This window comes from Desulfosarcina ovata subsp. ovata, from assembly GCF_009689005.1.
GTDB lineage: Bacteria > Desulfobacterota > Desulfobacteria > Desulfobacterales > Desulfosarcinaceae > Desulfosarcina > Desulfosarcina ovata.
On sequence record NZ_AP021879.1, the window covers coordinates 839,602 to 857,411 of the forward strand.

The following is a 17,810-nucleotide window of genomic DNA, read 5'->3' on the forward strand; positions in this document are numbered from 1 at the left end:
GTGAGAGCGCTTTCAAATCGAGAGAACGTACTGAAAAAGATGAGTATTATAGATAAGATATTCTGTCTTCTTTTAGTACTGACCGGCATGAGCTCTTTGGCACACGCCCAACCCCTAGCCGAACTCCAATACCACTTATACGGCCTATCCCTCGAAGTATCCCCAGGCGAACTAACCGTTCCGCGTGGAATCACCACCCAGGTGAACACATCGGTGGTTGGTATAGACGCACTCCCATCCGATGCGGTTGTCTACGCAACACTTCGCGGTCCCAGTTTTCCGGGTACCATTGAGATCCAGGCCGCTCCCGGCGGCGCCATTCAACTGCCGCCATTATCTCAGCCCGGCCCCCATTTTCTCGAAGACATCCGCCTCGAGGTGGATTCCGATGTTTCCCTGGCCGCATCTCCCAATGAAGTCACGATCAATGTTCTGGAAGAACTGCTTGTAGGGGACGTTACATCCCGGCCACTTTCTCTGCAGGAAATTCAGGAGAAGGGCATTGAATTTGATGAGAACAGTTACAAGGCCTTTTCATTTACCCTTGGATTGATGACCGAAAGCGAGGTCTTGGAAATCGAGCTGCCAGTGCTCGTACCCGTAGGCTCGAAATTAGAGAAACCGATCATTGTTGGAGGTGCCAGCTTAGGAGGTGCTCTGCAACTTCCAGATTTTAAATTACCCTACTTCACCATTGAACCCATCATGTTAGAGCCGATCACGGAGGATTTTCCAGAGGAGGAAATTCCGCCTATTCCGGGAATACTGGTGATTCCCGGAAACATTGCCTTTCTGAATCAGTTTTTCAGCGTCCTTCTGGTCGTATCTAATGAGGCCCCGGATGGAACCCCTCTGGTGGTGGAGAATGTGCAGGCGGAAATTTTTCTGCCGTCGGGCGACGACAATGTTTCAGGGGATATATTGAGGGACCCGCCGTTCGAGCCCGGAGAACCGGAGTATGACAATCCCCTTCGAATCGCCAAGACAGATGCCGGGCGAGAAAATATCAAAGCAGTTCTTGCCCCGGGTGCGGACGATAAACCGGGCACGGAGGACGATGTGGATGTACTCGCTCCGCAGGCGTCCGGCACCACCGAGTTTCTGGTCGAAGGTGTGCGAGAGGGCGGGCATATTATCGAAATCGAAATGCGGGGCACACTAATGGGGCTTCCCAGTGGTCCTGTCGAGGTGGCCGGCCGTACCAGCGGCGCGGTCGTGGTCCGGGACCCTGATTTCTCTTTGACCTTTATCCACCCGGATACGGTGCGTGCCGGAGAGCGCTATGAGCTGACGGTCCATATCCAAAACACCTCCCAGGTGGCAGCTAACCTGGTGACGGTCAGCCTTGACCCCAGGAACCTCTCCGGAGCTCGGCTGATGGATTCGGAAGATGCCGTGCAGTTGATCGAGACGATTCCGGCAGGTGAGTCCGGAACCGCCACATTTCCCTTGGAAGCCCTGCGGACAGGGCAGGTGACTGCTACCACGCTGGAGTTGAGCGGAGAGGACGGTATCGTAACGGGCCGGCATTTTTATCTCAAAGCCGGTGTGAGTGAACAAGGGGTTCCCCTTTCACCGGACACATTGTTGCTGCCCCCTGCCGTGAGCGCTCTTCGTGAAGCGACCGGAAGCGATGATCTCACCTTTCGTGCTGTTGCGCTTCTGGGGGAGGCCCATTCCATTGCCACGGCGCCGCGGGGGAGCCTGCCTCCGGACGTTCACACCATCGGTTCGGATATGGTGATCCAACGCGCCCTTGAGCTGACCGAGGCCGGGGTGCGGCTGGAACTGAGTTATCTGGCCGGACCGGACGGGAATGCGGAACCACTGTCCCAAGGGTTGCTATTGACGTTAGAGGATTTCTTCTTCGATTTTCTCGGTGAGGGAACCTACGACGAGGGTTGGGACGTGCTGTACAGAAAGTCCAGGCAGGCACGACTGCTGGGCGCCGCCCTTGCCGATGTGGTCAAACAGGAGTGCGAGGGCCTGGGCATTGCCGACCTTCTTGGACTTCAGAGCCACTGGGCGGGAACGGAAGAATACCGCGGCTCTCATGTGACAGTAATGATCCAATCTCCCGGGTACGAAGTGCCTGTTATCCTCGATATCATGGATGGAAACGAGCGGCATCTGGGTGGTTCGCTCGATCCCATGGAGGGAAACCGTGAGATCCCGGGTGCGGATCTTCTGGGCTTTTACGAGGCAGATGCCATTACCGGTCAATTCGCCGTAATTACCAATCCTGATGCATCTCCTTACACCGGGACGCTCAAGGCGTTCGAGTCGGGCACTTTCGATCTTGGAATCGTCGTGGCCGCCAGTGACGGTCTGCTCCGGCACGTCGTATTTCAAGGTATTTCCGTTCTTGAGAACGAAGAACTCCCTCTGACCATCCGTCCCGGATCGGAGTCCCCGGTGGTGCTTTTGCAAAGCGGGACCACTATTCCTCCGGACGCTGAAACAATCATCCCGGATAATCCCCCCCACGTGTTGGGTGTGGTCCAGGACGCCGGATACGAGGTGGACAGTGCAGGACGGGTAGTCGCCGTTTTGTTTAGCGAGGATATTGACCCGCTTACGGCCCAAAATCCGTCCGCTTATGGCATCAATCCCGTTGTCATTCCCATGATACCGTCACCGGATCTGGTGGACGGAAACGACGTGACGAAGACCATGGTCCAGTTTGGGGAAAGGATCGTCTTCGTGGGGCTTCGCGACCCCATTGGGCCTTTTGTCCGGCGGACAATCAATATCTCCGGTGTCCAAGATCTCAACGGGCAGGCGATGGCCCCGGTGTCCGACCGATGGATCATGCCGGATCCGGACATCGGACCGGGGGCACAAGTTTCCGGTAGGGTGATGCGTGCGGACGGCAGCCCGGTTTCCGACGCCGAGATCACCTATTTCAAGTCTATGGAGAATTTGCTGGGACTCTGCGAAGAGAGAATTCTCACTCAAAAGGCTGCGGATGAAAATGGCGGTTATGAGCTCGATTTTGTGGAACAGCAAGCCTGCGGACCCTTTCGGGTTCGAGGCCGGGATCCGGTCACGGGCGAGGAAGGTTCCCTGATTACCCGGGTCCGAAATGACGGGGAACGGTTGCGGCTCGATATCGTGTTGGTGGGCAGGGGCGCGGTGGAAGGTACGGTCCGCGATGAGACCGGCACTCCTGTGGCCGACGCGACGGTATCCGTCAAAAGCATGACCGATTTTTCTCGTTACGGGGTGCGAACAGACCAGAATGGTTTTTTTCGTATAAACGGGATACCGGTAGGCCCATTTGGGATGGAGGTCGTTGCCGAGGCCGGCAGCTCGCGGGTTTCCGGGACCATTGCAGCCAGCGGCGCAACCGCTACGGTGGATGTGACTCTGTTTTCTCAATTCTCCGAGGGCGTGATTACCGGCGAAGTCTTATTTCCAGACAACACCAAGGCAAGTGATTTTCGTGTGATTCTGGCAAAAGGGGACGATCTTCTCGATGCTTCCACTACCGATTCCTCGGGTACCTTCCGCTTTGAAAACGTTCCGGTCGAAAGCTACCGAATCGTTGCCATGGAAGCGGCTGCCGGCCTTATCGGAGAAGCCAGCATTTCCGTTACCCTATACAACGACCCTGAAAATCCGGCATTTGTACGGGTTATATTGGGGGGCACGGGAACTGTTTCCGGAACGGTTTTTGAGCGAGATGGGACAACCCTTGTAGCGGTTCCCGGTGCTGTTGTTTCCGGGGGGACGCAAATTGTGACCGCAGATGCAGAAGGACACTACCTGATTCCAACGGTTCCCGTCGGCCAACGAACCGTGGCGGCGATGAACCCTGAGACCGGTGCCGAAGGATCTCGAACCGTTACAATTTTGGCTGCCGGCCAGGTATCCACAGGAATGGATATCGTGGTTGAACCGCTGGGCACTGTGACCGGACGGGTCTTTGACACCAGTGGCGAGATTCTGCCGAATCAGGAGGTACGGATCGTTGTTGCTATATCCATGGGAACTTACTGGGTGCGCAAGACGCAGACGGCTGCGGATGGAACTTACCGGTTTGATAATCTCACACGTAAAGAATATCCTCTGGTTGCCGTCCGGGGCAGTGCGGTGGCAAACGGGACCGCCCGCCTTTCCTCACTTGTTTCACATGACGTTGTGGATCTGACATTGATACGGCCTACAGGCGCTGTCTCCGGTATTGTCATGGATGAATCCGGTCTTCAAGTGGCCGCCGGCGTAACCTTGAAGGCACGCATGCCAAATGCCGCAGGAATATTGGAATTCAAGAATGCCGGAACCACCATTAGCGATCCAGATCAGGGATTTGTGTTTGAGGGTCTGTTCCCCGGTCCGTTTACCGTGACCGCATCATCCTTCTTCAGCCCCCAGGACACGACCGTGTCCGGCTACCTGCCGGAAGGCAATCCCGTGGTTGAAAATATTACACTGATCCTTGAAAAGAACACCGCTACGTTGAGCGGATGTGTGCTTGACCCCGACGGCACGGTGATTGAACCGATTTACGACGATGACGGGATTGCACTGCCGCTTTCTGTCTTTATCACATCCAAAATGCTCAGGGATGAGCTGGAACGGGACACCCAGAATCCTGAGCCGGAAGGCATTCGCGTGGATGCAAGTGACGGGTGTTATGTTTCATCGATCCCACTGCCTCCGGACTACTATACGGTTCAGGTGACGGATGACAGACCGGGATCTCCCTGGTTTGGTCATACCGGCCAGGCAAAACTTCAAATCGCAAAAGGCGATGATGCGGTTCAGGACATCCGGCTTCTAGGGCTCGGCTCTCTGGCCGTGGAAGTGGTGGATGCAACCGGTCAGACGCTTCAAGGCGTGGAAGTTACGGTGCGCCGCACCTCTTACCCCTGTGATGCAAGTCAGCGGTTTTTAACCGCTCCCACGGATGTGAGCCCAGCGGTTTTTCAAGATCTGACCGAGGGATCCGTCATGGTATCCGCGTTTGTCTCCACGGATCCTGAAGTAGATGTGGGCGGCCGGGATGATTTGAGGGGGTATGGCGGCAGTGCGAGCGGTGTTGTGTTGCGAGACGCGCTTCGGGTTGTTCGTGTCTCCATCCGGGCCGCCGGTACGGTGTCCGGGCGTTTTGTAAAGACAGACGGCGTTACACCGGTTCCCAATGCGCAAGTGGAACTTTATGTGAAATACCAGCCCACGGCCTTTGATGTGACCGACGAAGACGGCTATTTTGAGTTTGTCGGCATACCCGTAGGACCATTCACCATGGAAGGTTTTGATCCGTCAACGGGCCGCAGGGGAAATGCCGCGGGCCAGATAGCCTACGACGGGCAAGATGTCGTAACTGAATTGCAACTGGGGCCCATTGGGACGGTAAAAGGCGTGGTGGTCGATGCAACCCGAACCGATCCCGTCACCGGTGCCGAGGTTCGTCTGCGCATTGGAAGCGGATCTGGTGATATCCGGGTTGAGACATCAGGCGTTGACGGAACCGTTACCTTTGAGAGTGTCCCAAGCGGAGACTTTACCCTGAAGGCCGTCTCTTTGGAAGGCCTATCGGGGCAGGCCGAGGGTTCCATCGGGTTTGAGGGAGAGGTCGTGGAGCGCGAAGTCGTGCTCGAGGGCAATGGCCGCGTCACTGGTTCTGTATTCGATGATACGGGTGCGCCTGTTTCTGCTGCGGAAGTAACGTTGAAGACTTCTTCCGGTATTATGAAAAACACCCAGGCTGAAACAGATGGAGAGAGTATCGGCGTATTTGTATTTGAATCCGTGCCCATGGGGTCTTTCACCATCGAGGCGAGGCCACCCGGGGCATTGACTCCCGGGGACGGCGGGGTCGCACAGGGCAAAGTGGAATGGAACGACCAAACCGTAACTGCCGATGTAAATTTTCAAGGCACAATATCAGTTGGCGTCGTAGTAACCGGTAAAGTGGTAGAAGACCCGGTTGAGATCACCCTTGATAGTGGAGGAGTGTTCGGAGGCCGTGCTTATCCGACCGAAGTCATAGACGATGTTACAATATTCGAGGGCATCCCCAGAGCACCATTCACGGTCTCTGCCAGGCAAGTATCTCCGGTTGGAACGGTGGTATCCGCAACCCGTTCCATAACTGAAGAAGACCTTCCAGCGGCCGGTACCAGATTGCTTCCCGACATAGAACTGGTTTTGAGTCAGGTGGCAACAATTCAAGGCATAGTAACCGATACGGATGGCGCTCCTGTTTCAGCCGCCAGCGTCGCGATATCCGCTGGTAGCTTGAACGCCGCTATGCTGACCGATGAGAGTGGGACATTCGAATTTGTCGGCATTCCCCTGGATCAGACATTTTCACTGGAGGCAGAAGGAAGTAGTGGAGGTCTTGCAAAGTTCTCCGGGAGGATTGACGAAACAGGTGTGGTATTGGATTCGGCTGGAACCACGGTTGAGACAATCAACATGATTTTGGATGTGGAACCGCCCGTTGTACTTGAAGTAATGCCATTGCCCGGTGAAGGTGCCGTTCCAACGGATACATCCATCGTGATTCATTTCTCCGAATCCCTTGACATTAACAGCCTGACAACCTGCTCGTCGGCAACTTCTTCAAACCTACCAACATTTCGACTTCTCGAGTCATCCGGGACGACAGCGGATACCAATGATCCGAACAATTTATGCGATGATTCCAACGTGGTCCCCGTAGATCTTATAGTATCTGAGGACGGAACATCGGTAACGCTTTTCCCTTTGGCAGAACTAAAAGGCGACACAATGCACACGGTGATCATCAACCGTGGAACTATTGATGGACAGGGCAATCTTAGCGGCGGTCTTCGGGACCTCGTGGGGCTTCCTCTCGAAAAAGACTATGTATGGCAATTTACGACAAGGGATAACATTCCACCGAGCGTGGTAATCTTCAGCCCGGAAAATAATGCCATCGAAGTGTCCAAGGATAGCGTCTTTCGCATTACATTCAACGAACCTATAAATCCAGCCAGCGTGAACGAGACATCGGTTCTCGTCCAGGGACCTTCGGGGCCTATCACCGGCCAGCTGGATCTGACCCTGGGAAATACGGTTGTCGTATTTACTCCCACGGATGAATCTGGCACCCGTGTATTTCTGGAAGCAAATGCCGTTTATACGATGGACGTAACCGGAATAACAGATCCGGCGGGAAACGTCCTGCTTCTGGAAGATGAGATCCATACGGTGTTTGGCACGGTGGACACGATTCCTCCTGTTATTACATCCGTGAGCGCACCTTCGGGTGCCCGGTCAAGCGAGTCTATCGTTGTTATCGCCCTGACATCCAGCCTTGATGTAAAATCCGTTGAATTTTTTGTGGACGGTGTTCTCACGGCCATATCCGCTACACCATCTTCACCCGGAGAATTCTCCACCACACTGGTGATGCCGGAAAGGTCAATTCAGGTTGCAGCGCGGGCCGTGGACCAGGCAGGCAACGTGGGGGCCCTGAGTCCTTCCGTTTCCGTTTCTCTACTGGGGGACGAGCCGCCTTCCGTGATCATTGCATCACCCAACCCTGATGAAATTTTCTCCCCGGGTTCATCCGTCTCGTTTACCGTGGAAGCAACGGACGACGTGGCTGTTGCGCAAATAACAGGTACAGTGAGCGGAGCCGTGACAGCAGTACAGACCCAAGAGATTACTCCGCCTGTCATGTCGGCTATGGCATCTTTCAGTTTCGACATCCCTTCAACGGCATCCGAGGGAACGCTTACGTTCTCTGTCTATGGAACGGACAACAAGGGGCAGGCCGGAGCGCTGGCAACGATTCAGATCGCAATACAGGATCAAATTGATCCAGTAACAACGATCATATCCCCTGCTATCGGGGAAACGGTATTTCCTGGAATTCCACTAGACGTGGTCGTCGAGGCCTCGGATTCATCCGGTGTGGCCGAGTTATCCATTGAGGTTCCGGAAATCGGTTTTATGGAGAATTTCACCGTATCGCCTCCTGAAACATCCTCGTCGCAAACATTTACTATACCTTTGCCGGATCTGCTCGAAGCAACTGAGTTGACGCTGGTCGCCCGTGCAACGGATCGATTCGGTCGTCAGGGTGTCGACCAGCTAACGATGGCGGTATGGAACTTTGAAATTGACGCAACAGCATTACGCGGGCTCTCGACGGATCCCAGCCTATCTTCAGCAAACACAGGTCAGACCATTGTCGTTTCCGGTAAAGGTTTGAACGACTCATTGCGTGCGCGGTTTACAACACGGGATGATGGGGGCAACCTGGGAACAGAAACAGCACCTCTTTTTGGTGTGGGGCCTGATGGTCTGGAAGGATCGGTTATGGTTCCTGCTACGGCAGACACTGGCCCCGTTCATCTTGAAACCGGTCTCGGGGATCTTTTGCCCGGTGAAGTAGTACTGCAGATCGTTCCAACCCTTGATTCATTCTCAATACCGGACGGTGAGCAGATCGAATCCGGTGTCGTCGCCACCATCGGTGGCAGCGGTTTCTGCGATGGTGGTACAAGCGTCGAATTTCCGAATGATCTATTGGTTGCCGCATCTGATGTTTTTGACACAAACACGAAGCTGACGGTCACGATCCCAGACGGCACTTCGGCAGGGGAGCTGTTTATCGTAACCGATGGCGGAATGAGCAATGGTTTCCCAATTCTTGGAACCTTCGGAGTGGTTGGCAGCGCCGCTGAAGGAAGTGCAATTGATCCGGTAATTGCCTCTGCCAATCCGGGGCAGTCTGTCACTGTAACCGGTGAAACCCTTTCCACATCCATGCTCGTGGTCTTTTCTTCGACAGATGATGCGGGAACGTTAACAATAGCAGAGGCACCCCTCACCGATGTTACTACAGACGGAACGCAAGCATCCGTCGTGGTGCCTGCGAACGCTGTTACCGGTACGGTGAAGATCCGTCCGACAGGAGGGGAACCGTTTGTTGGTGAGACCTTTATTCAGATCGTGCCGAAACTTACCAGTATTTCAATACACTCGGGTGAAGTATTAGGCCCCGGAACTTCGGTAACACTGCTCGGTGAAGGGTTCCGAATCGGTGAGACGGAAGTGATCTTCTCAAACACTGCACCGGTCACCCCAGACCTTTTAGTGCGAAACGCATTGACCGTTATAGTGCCGGATGATTTTGTGTCAGGACATGTAAGTGTTCAAACAGATGGTGGCGTCAGCCGTGCGCTTGCACTTCCCGGAACCTTCGGGATCGTTGCAGCAGCTGCGGAAGGTGTTCCGGCGAACACAGCGGAACCCTCGGCGAATACCGGTCAGATATTGACGATAACAGGCGAAAATATAGACGAAAATCTGGTTGTGGTGTTTCAGGGTGTTGATGATGACGGAACTTCGACAGCGTTAGAGTCGCCGCTTACCAATATTGCTACCGACGGGCTGAGTGCTTCGGTGACGCTACCATTAGGTGCTTCCACGGGTACGGTTTATCTGAAACATTCTGATGGTGTACCGACGCAATCCAACGTCCTGTTGCAAGTGGTTCCGACGCTTTCAGATATCCAATTGGATCCAGGGTCTGAAATTGTCCCCGGAGAAGATATCACCCTTGTGGGTAGCGGATTGGTCGAAGGACAAACAGAGATCGATTTCCCTGGGGCCGGCCGGGTTGTTGCCAAAGACGTATTTAATAATGGCCAACAATTATTGGTGACGATACCCCAAGGAATCATTCCGGGATCTGTAACCGTGATAACGACGGGAGGGACCAGTGATCCAGTGCAACTGGATTTCGATTCGGATTTAACACCTCCTGTGGTTGTGGAAATCACTCCGAACCAAGGTGCAACAGATGTACCGATCAATACTACCATCACGGTTCGCTTCTCCGAACCTGTAAGCCCCGAGTCTATTACGACCAATAACGTCTATATTGAAGACCTGAATGGGCCGGTTGATGCGACCATTCAATTGGTTCTCGGTGATACGGGTATCGTATTGCGGCCGACCGAGAATCTGCAGACATTAACCAATTACACGATAAAAATCTCCGATATTCAGGATCAGTCCGGAAATATCATGGATGTTTCGATGGCGAGCGCCTTTATAACAAGTGATCAGGCTGACGTAGAAGGTCCGGTCGTATTGGATGCATCTCCAGAAGGAGACGGCGTCGCGGTGAACAGCATCGTTGTGATCGAATTCAACGAAGCAATCGATCCTGCGTCGATCAACGAGGATACGTTTCAGGTTTGGAACTATACAACCGGCGAGTACTTAGCGGGCAGCCGTGCCATGTATACGGACCGTGTATTTTACTTTATCCCTGCCGAACCGTTTGCGGTGGGCACCCAGCACAGGATTTACATAAGAGAAGGCGTGGAAGACGTGGCCGGCAATCCGCTGGATGAGGCCTATCCATATTATTATTACCAGAATTTTACGACCTCCTTTGAGTCGGATACAACGCCGCCCGAGTTGCTGGCGGTGGATCCTGGGGATGGGGATCAAGGGGTTGCGATCAACGCAAGAATCACGGTGCAGATGAGCGAATCGGTGGATCCGATCAGTGTGACGTCAACCACGGTGGTTCTCAAGCAGGGAGACACGGTGGTTTCTGGCACGCTGAGCCTTCTGGACGGCAACCGGCGGATTCAGTTTGTACCGACTGTTCCCCTGGCGCCGCTAACCGATCATACTTTGGTTGTTTCCGGCCTAAAGGACGTGGCGGGCAATCTCATGACGGCACCTGTAGAGATTCACTTCACTACGAAGACGGGTGCGGATCTGGTGTCCCCGCAGGTGGTGAGTACCAATCCCTCTGACGATGCGACGGGAGTGGTGCGCAATGTAGTGGTGACGGTAATGTTCAGCGAGCCGGTGAACCCCAACACGGTAGATGAAACCGCGGTGCAATTGAGAAATCAGACGACCGGGCAGTACGTGAATGGCCAGGTAACGATGGACGAAAGCCGAACCATTGCGATCATGACGCCTTCCGTGCTTTTGGACGCTGATACCCAGTATCGACTGCAGATTAATAATGTTGTGGATACGTCCGGCAATATCGCTTCTTTATACTATGGGTATTTTACTACGGTGGAGAACTAATAAACCTATATTGAACACATTTCAGATACCATTTAATCACTTGGGGTTAATTCCCCGAAGCTTTGCTTCGAATAGTCGACAAATACAGTTATAGCTGCTTTGATACCCCGACAGCTCTCCTGCGTGGTAGTTCATTTCTCGGTATTGTGGTCGCATTTATTATCGAGTATCGGGCGGTTTTTTACACCCACCGTTGGCTGTATAGAAAAGCCATGCCCACAATTTTTGGGATTGGACTGTCTCCCTTGGTCTAGTTGAGCGCCACCGGCATTTCAGCCCTCTGCCTGAATAGAGAAATGCTCTATAGGAAAGGGCTTTTGATCAAGTGAAGGTTTATTTTCGAATCAAAAATTGCTGCAGCACACAGATGATTTTGCAGCACCATACTCACCTTCGGTTTAGGCAAGTTCCGCTGCCTTGCTGCTCCATTGCGCACCAATATAAGGGATGCCATTCTGGCAGATTTCTTTCCGCACCCTCTGGCCTATCAGCAGATCATATTCAACCTCGCATTGCACTATCACCCCCGCATCTTGCAAAACGTTGTGGTGTGCTCCAAGGGGTTGATAGATTTTCATAGCCAAGTATTTATGTTCTGGCTATCCCATAAAAATGGATGCCACCAGAACTTGATATACCTTGCCATTATGAAATTTGGTTAATGCAAGCTGCACCCCAACATCTTGTGGCTGGGGTGAACACTTTACAAGTGGTGATTACCTCACGGTACCGCAGAATCAGTCACTCCAGCTTTGTTAAACTTACTCGGCGGTAAATCCTTTGCAGCCACTCTCTAACGCATGCCGTTTAGATTTCGGGAAATTTCGGCAATGTTCGGGTTTGGTTTCATGAATTCTGCAGATGTATTTATCTTTATTGGGAAGTTTCCGCAGCCAAGGACAGCGGTTCACTGGTTCGCCGGTCTTGGGGCTGATCCAGATATCGTTGAGGCCTACAAAGGTATCGACCCACTCCAGGATGTCATATCGGTTTTCGCGTTGCCAGCGTAACACATCAGAATCAGGAACAGAGGCCTGATAGGCGTCTGATAACTCAAGACAACAATGTCCGCATTGGACGCACTCGAATTTTTCCATTTCGGTTTCAATCAAGATCCCGGTAACCCCAGTTTCCGGATGTTTCGCTATGCTTGCTTTGACCCACTCGATTTTGGAATACACCTTTGCAATTGTTTCCGGCGGTTTCGAACCTAACCGATTCAAAAACAAATCCACCAGATCAGTGCCATAGTAGAATTTATCGCTGCCATCTGATTTTATCCACAGCCCATATCGGTCAGAAAAATCCAACGGATGCACCTTTCTAACATCCTCTCGCATCTCAAAATCGTCGATTCGAGCTAAAATCGGTTCGATCTCTTCCTGATTTTTCAATTCAGATTGCATCGCCAGGGTATTTTTCAGCTTATTCAAGGCTTCAGAAATCGAAATAAATTTTTGGTGTTTTTTGCCCATGGCTCGCCATTTTTATCCATTTGAAAGGCGTGAATAATAGTAGTCTCAAGCAGATCCATCTTTATGGAAGGATACAGGATTAAAAGCCTGTGAGCAATAATCCGTCACCACATTTCACAGGACTAACGAGGAAATGACACAGATCTCATTTCGGTCACCTGAATTAATGAAAATTTAAAGACAGGGGACCAACACCTTGCCTTTATTTTACGCGATGGTTTTGGATCACAGTGCCTGGTGTCCTGGTGTGGATAGGTGTCGTTGCCGTAGCTGTCCTTGTCCAGGGTGCAGCCGTCAGGACGATGAATGACGACCTCGCTCGCTTGTTTTTGGGCGATACCGCAAGCGGCGCCAATCGCATCCGACTGGGTGGTGATGGGTGGAGGTTATGGTTTTGCACTGTCTGTGCTTTGGATCAGGTTGGAATGATTTTGGGTTGAAAAAACGCCAATAAGAAAACGGGACTATTATGATTTAAACTTCAATGACATAGCAACATTCTGTGGAAAAGAGGTGGGGAATTTTACTACCTCCTCATTATTAACATATAAGCCATTGTCCTGTCCTGATTTCAGACAAGTTTCGAAACGGGACACCCTAGGTCCATATCCCGCCGGCAAAGGCGGGTTCATCGATTTATTTGCTCATAGAATATTTTAATTCTATTGATGCAGCCCGATTATTCGGGACAACGGACACACAAAAACACCTTTGTGGCGCCCGACAGCGGTCAGATAAAACGATTATCCGAAATTTTCCTTCCCGGATTATTTTGGGTGCCTCATATGCGGTGTTTGCCAGCTTTTGCTCGGGAAGTCGTTTTATCGGTGAAACGGGAATTTGTGAATACCAGAAACATCATACCAACCCGGACAGGGAGAGGCCCTTTTTTTCCTGACGGGGAAAGGTTTTCTCTTTCTGTCCATCAACGACGCAAGGAGGAAACCATGGATCTGAAATCAATCATTCAAAAAAGTCTTCTGCAGCCCAAGGATGAACTCGGAGACCGGTCAACCTATGTCGGTGCTTCTGATCTTGGGTGCGAACGCAAAGGGTGTCTTGAAAAACTGGCCCCTTCGCAAAAATCGTTCGAGACCCTGGTCCGGTTCAAGCGCGGTGATCTCGCTGAAAGCATCGTTAAAGAGGCTTTGGAAAACTGCAACATCAGCCACGTGTCCCAGCTTGAATCGATTCATCCGGAAAAACCGCACGTAAGAGCCCATCTGGATTTTACATTCACCAATAGAAACGAAATCGGGGTTCTTGAATGCAAGAGCGTATCGTTTATTCCGAAAGAACCCTACGACGGTTGGGAAAAACAGATCTACTACCAGATGGGGCTACTGGCGCTGAATCACCGCAAAAAGAAAATCAAGGGTGCGGTAATCGCTCTGGATCTTCAAACCGGTGACGTCCGTATTTTTAACGGATACAAGCATAACCCCTTGATATTCAGGGAGCTGGAAGCCTCGGCTGACCGCATCTGGCAATCATTACAGAACAAAGATATCCAAAACCTGAAAACCAACAGGTCCGCTCTCTGCTCGTACTGCCAATATCGTGAAAATTGTCCGGCATTTTTCGTGGACGGTTCAACGGTGGTGGATCTGAGTCCCATTCAGAAGGATGTCGATCGGTACATGGACGCCAAACTTCTGGAAAGGGAGGGGAAATCGCTGTCATTTCAAGCAAAGGCAAGGATCCAGCGGTTTTTGGGACAATTCAGGACAGGCAGGGCCGGAAAAACCCTTATCGAGGTATCGGAACGGCAAAAGGAAACCCTTGATTCCAAGGCGTTCAAATCGGCCCATCCGGATCTGTTCGAAAAATTCAAAAAAACCACACCATACACCGTCCTCACGGTTTCATAGTACCATTTCATACAATTGGAAGGTGTCGTCAGCCGGCTGTTTTTATAGGACACCCTTCCCATTCATCCCATCCCGTTGAGAACATCAACCGGAATCAATCCAGTCAAACCGCCGAGCCCTAGCGCACTTTTGCCGCCTTGAGCTTCGGCCGACCGTTTAACAACAACCATCCCATAAGGGAGACACGCTCCCTTTATGGGCAAGTTGTCTCCCTTTGGGAAAAACCGAAAGGAGACCATCATGGCAGTCGTTATCAAAGACAAACAGGGTAATGGAAAACATTACGAAACCGTGGCCGAACGCGTCCGCAAATTTCGCGACAAGTTCCCGGTGGATTCAGGATGGCAAATCGTTCCCGAGATCTCGTTTCCAAAAGAGGATACGGTGCTGTGCAATGCGGCCATCATCAACCCCGAAGGGGTCGTCGTCGCAAAGGGCACGGCTGAAGAGGTCAGATCCGCCGGCTTTGTCAACCGGACATCGGCGGTTGAAAACTGCGAGACCTCGGCGATCGGGCGAGCCCTTTTCTCAGCCGGATTCGGCGGCGGCGAGTTCTGTTCCGCAGATGAGCTCTACGCGGCACTGACAAACGGCCGGGAGATCGAAAAAGCCGAAAACAAAGCGTCCGCAAAGACCAACGGAAACCCTGCCCCAAGGAATCGGAAACCATCCCCCGGCAACCGGAAATCGTCCGATCCCTCCAAGATCGATGATTTCGGTTATTTGGAAGAGATCGGAATCGGTATCAAAATCGACGACGGACATCTTGTGGTGGCCGAAGGAGAAAAGGGCGTGATCTACAGGCACCGCGGGGTTTTAAAAGCCTCCGGCTTTCGGTTCAACGGCGAGACCAAACAGTGGACCCGGCCTTTGCACTAAACCAACAAACAAAAGGAGAAAAACATGAACAAGGCAATCCTGATCGGAAATCTGGGCAAAGATATCGAGGTTCGTTACACCACCGAGGATCTTGCCATCACCAATCTCGATCTGGCAACGACAGAAAAAATCAAGGACAACTCCCAAACCGAATGGCACCGCATCATCGCCTTCGGCAAGCTTGCCGAAATCTGCGGCTCCCTTCTGAAAAAAGGCGGGCTGGTCTATGTCGAGGGCAAGACAAGGAAAAGAACATGGGAACAAGACGGCGCATCAAGGCACTCCACGGAAATCATCGCATACCGGGTCGTCGCACTGGGATCGGGAGCCAATCTCGGTGTGAACAGGGCCATTTATATCGGCCGCCTGGGTATCGATCCTGAAATCCGTTACACTAAGGATGGTCTGGCGGTCGCCAATTTTTCCCTGGCAACCAATGAGAGAAAAGGAGACGGCTTTGAGACCCAATGGCACCGCATCGTCGCCCTTGGCAAATTGGCCGAAAGTTGTCAGCGCTACCTGGAAAAAGGCAGGCAGATCTGTATCGAGGGTCGGTTCCAGACACGATCATGGAAAAAGGACGGCATCACCCGCTACACCACCGAAGTGATCGCCTCGCACATGGAGATGCTCGACTCGAAAAAGGCCGATGCCGGCGCTTTGGAAAATCATATGATCCCGAACGCATCCATGGAAACCGGCAGTATGGGGGACACCCCCTTTTAATCCCGATGCAAGGTGCGTTGCCGCAAAGGCCCTGAAACCGCATCGCCTGTCCCGACAGAAGCTGCGACCCTAACAAAAAAAACAAACCCCGATGAAGGGAGGCCATCTCCCCTCATTGGGAAGATCCCTCCTTTCATGAAGTAAAAAGGAGGCAAGCCAGTGAAAAAGAAAGATGCAAGCGACCCGGTCAAAAATCACGTTACCTATGCCTACAGAATCTCGATGATACGGGACAAGGCCATTCAATACGAAGGGACGATATCAAATGCCGTACTGGGTGCTGATCTGGTGTACAAAACCATCTCCTCGTGCGGTCAGGATGACCGGGAGCAACTGATCATCGTCATGCTCAATGCTCGAAACAAGGTGGTGGGTACCAATGTTATCTCCGTGGGTTCGATCACTTCCTCGCCGACCTTCCTGAGGGAGGTGTTCAAGCCGGCCATCGCGGCCAGCGCTTCGGCGGTGATCATCGGACACAATCACCCCTCGGGCACACTGGACCCGTCCGCCGATGACATGCTCATAACCAAAAAAATCATTGCCGTCGCCAAACTGCTGGATATCATCGTGCACGATCATGTGATCGTCGATATGGCCAGCACCAATTACTACAGTTTCAGTGACAGGGGCATGATGACCAATCTGAAAAATGAAGCCAGGCGCTTGCTGGATCAACTCTAAAAACAGCCCGGACATCCACATCAACCCGCAACAGGGGAGCAGGCATGACCTTTCCCCTTTGCGGGATCTGCCATGCCCGCTCTTTAAAGGAGAGCTGCCATGGCAGCAAAAAAAGCCAGAAAACATGCGAAAAAGATCGACTACAAAGAGAAGATGAAGCAAACCCTGCAAACCATACTGGATCTTCAACACATCGACGAGATCCGGAACTGGTTCAATGGCATCGCGAACCTGATGCTTTTCGGCAGGAACTACTCATCCAACAACCTTCTTCTGGTCCATGCCCAGAAAAGGGAGGCCATTTGGACCGAAGGTTTTTGTGCATGGAAAACCAAATACCGGCGGTTTGTTCAAAAAGGCGAGAAAGGTATTTTGATATTCGCACCGATTCCGGTAAAGGCCGAAAAAAGCGAGCCCCGAAAAAAGACGGATGCGCGAATCGACCATGCGGACCAAAATGAAGAATCGTCTTTCGTGTTGTTCAGACCGGTCTATGTGTGGGATTACTCCCAGACCAGAGGCGACCGGGTGGCAAGGATCGAACGGATGCTTGAAAAACGCAACGAAACCAAGAAAAAGGTCTATTCCGCCCAAGGCGAAAACCTTGTAAAACTCTCGGCCGCCATGACCGGTTTGGTTGCCGACAGCGGTATCGAAATCGCCCACCAGGATCTCGGTTCAGCCGGCGGAATGGCCAGGAAAAAGACCATATTCGTAGACAGTGCACTCGATACGGGCGAGGACCTGGATGTCCTGATCCACGAATATGCCCACATCATGCTCGGACACACCGACGGCAATGATAACCGAAGCGACGTTGAACTGGAGGCTGAGCTTACCGTGGGACTGGTCAAAAGCGGTCTGGGCCTCGATATCCAGCCGCAGGCGGCCTACCTGTTCGACTGGAGCCGGGATGCGAGTGACGCAAAGAGAGAAGAAAAATTCATGAAAGCCTTCAATATGTCGCAGCCCCTGGCAAATCAAGTGCTGAACCATCTGGTCGCCGCTGTCGACTCGGATGATGAAACGGAATCGAATACCGATATTGCTGCATAATTGAAAAAAGCCCCGGCTCCGCATCCCTTTCGGAATCGGGGCTTTTTTGTTTTCCCGGAGGCTATATAAC

Annotated in this window: 8 protein-coding genes; 6 read left to right on the top strand and 2 right to left on the bottom strand. The window is 52.3% G+C overall.

Annotation, left to right across the window (positions count from 1 at the left end; genetic code table 11):
* Complete coding sequence (locus tag GN112_RS03670; RefSeq protein ID WP_155308996.1) at nucleotides 1-11,049, top strand: Ig-like domain-containing protein; 11,049 nt, start codon at nucleotides 1-3, stop codon at nucleotides 11,047-11,049.
* A gap of 761 nt (nucleotides 11,050-11,810) precedes the next feature.
* On the opposite strand, the gene GN112_RS03675 is transcribed toward GN112_RS03670, so the two are convergent.
* Nucleotides 11,811-12,524, bottom strand: coding sequence for a YkgJ family cysteine cluster protein (locus GN112_RS03675; RefSeq protein ID WP_155308997.1), 714 nt, complete (start codon nucleotides 12,522-12,524; stop codon nucleotides 11,811-11,813).
* A 122-nt stretch (nucleotides 12,525-12,646) separates the two neighbouring features.
* Complete coding sequence (locus GN112_RS35100) at nucleotides 12,647-12,901, bottom strand: DUF2188 domain-containing protein (protein WP_155314120.1); 255 nt, start codon at nucleotides 12,899-12,901, stop codon at nucleotides 12,647-12,649.
* A gap of 570 nt (nucleotides 12,902-13,471) precedes the next feature.
* Between GN112_RS35100 and GN112_RS03685 the strand changes: the two genes are divergently transcribed.
* The 5 genes from GN112_RS03685 (at nucleotide 13,472) to GN112_RS03710 (ending at nucleotide 17,740) form a co-directional block, all read left to right on the top strand.
* Nucleotides 13,472-14,395 (top strand): hypothetical protein, encoded by a 924-nt coding sequence (locus GN112_RS03685; RefSeq protein ID WP_155308998.1) that lies wholly within the window; start codon nucleotides 13,472-13,474, stop codon nucleotides 14,393-14,395.
* Between the two features lie 240 nt (nucleotides 14,396-14,635).
* A complete protein-coding gene (locus GN112_RS03690; RefSeq protein ID WP_155308999.1) occupies nucleotides 14,636-15,274 on the top strand; it encodes a hypothetical protein in 639 nt (212 codons plus the stop codon).
* Nucleotides 15,275-15,298: 24 nt separating this feature from the next.
* The gene (locus tag GN112_RS33920; protein ID WP_197743247.1) at nucleotides 15,299-16,000 is read left to right on the top strand and encodes a single-stranded DNA-binding protein; all 702 of its coding nucleotides are present in this window, start codon (nucleotides 15,299-15,301) and stop codon (nucleotides 15,998-16,000) included.
* Between the two features lie 159 nt (nucleotides 16,001-16,159).
* Nucleotides 16,160-16,684 (top strand): JAB domain-containing protein, encoded by a 525-nt coding sequence (locus GN112_RS03705; RefSeq protein ID WP_155309000.1) that lies wholly within the window; start codon nucleotides 16,160-16,162, stop codon nucleotides 16,682-16,684.
* A 99-nt stretch (nucleotides 16,685-16,783) separates the two neighbouring features.
* Nucleotides 16,784-17,740 carry an ArdC-like ssDNA-binding domain-containing protein gene (locus GN112_RS03710; RefSeq protein ID WP_155309001.1) on the top strand — a complete coding sequence of 319 codons (957 nt, stop codon included), beginning with the start codon at nucleotides 16,784-16,786 and terminating at the stop codon, nucleotides 17,738-17,740.
* The last annotated feature ends 70 nt before the right edge of the window (nucleotides 17,741-17,810 follow it).

What these genes read in the sequence shown, in the direction of transcription:
- GN112_RS03675 (WP_155308997.1), bottom strand. Translation starts at nt 12,524, where the DNA reads ATGGGCAAAAAACACCAAAAATTTATTTCGATTTCTGAAGCCTTGAAT.
- GN112_RS03685 (WP_155308998.1), top strand. Translation starts at nt 13,472, where the DNA reads ATGGATCTGAAATCAATCATTCAAAAAAGTCTTCTGCAGCCCAAGGAT.
- GN112_RS03690 (WP_155308999.1), top strand. Translation starts at nt 14,636, where the DNA reads ATGGCAGTCGTTATCAAAGACAAACAGGGTAATGGAAAACATTACGAA.
- GN112_RS33920 (WP_197743247.1), top strand. Translation starts at nt 15,299, where the DNA reads ATGAACAAGGCAATCCTGATCGGAAATCTGGGCAAAGATATCGAGGTT.
- GN112_RS03710 (WP_155309001.1), top strand. Translation starts at nt 16,784, where the DNA reads ATGGCAGCAAAAAAAGCCAGAAAACATGCGAAAAAGATCGACTACAAA.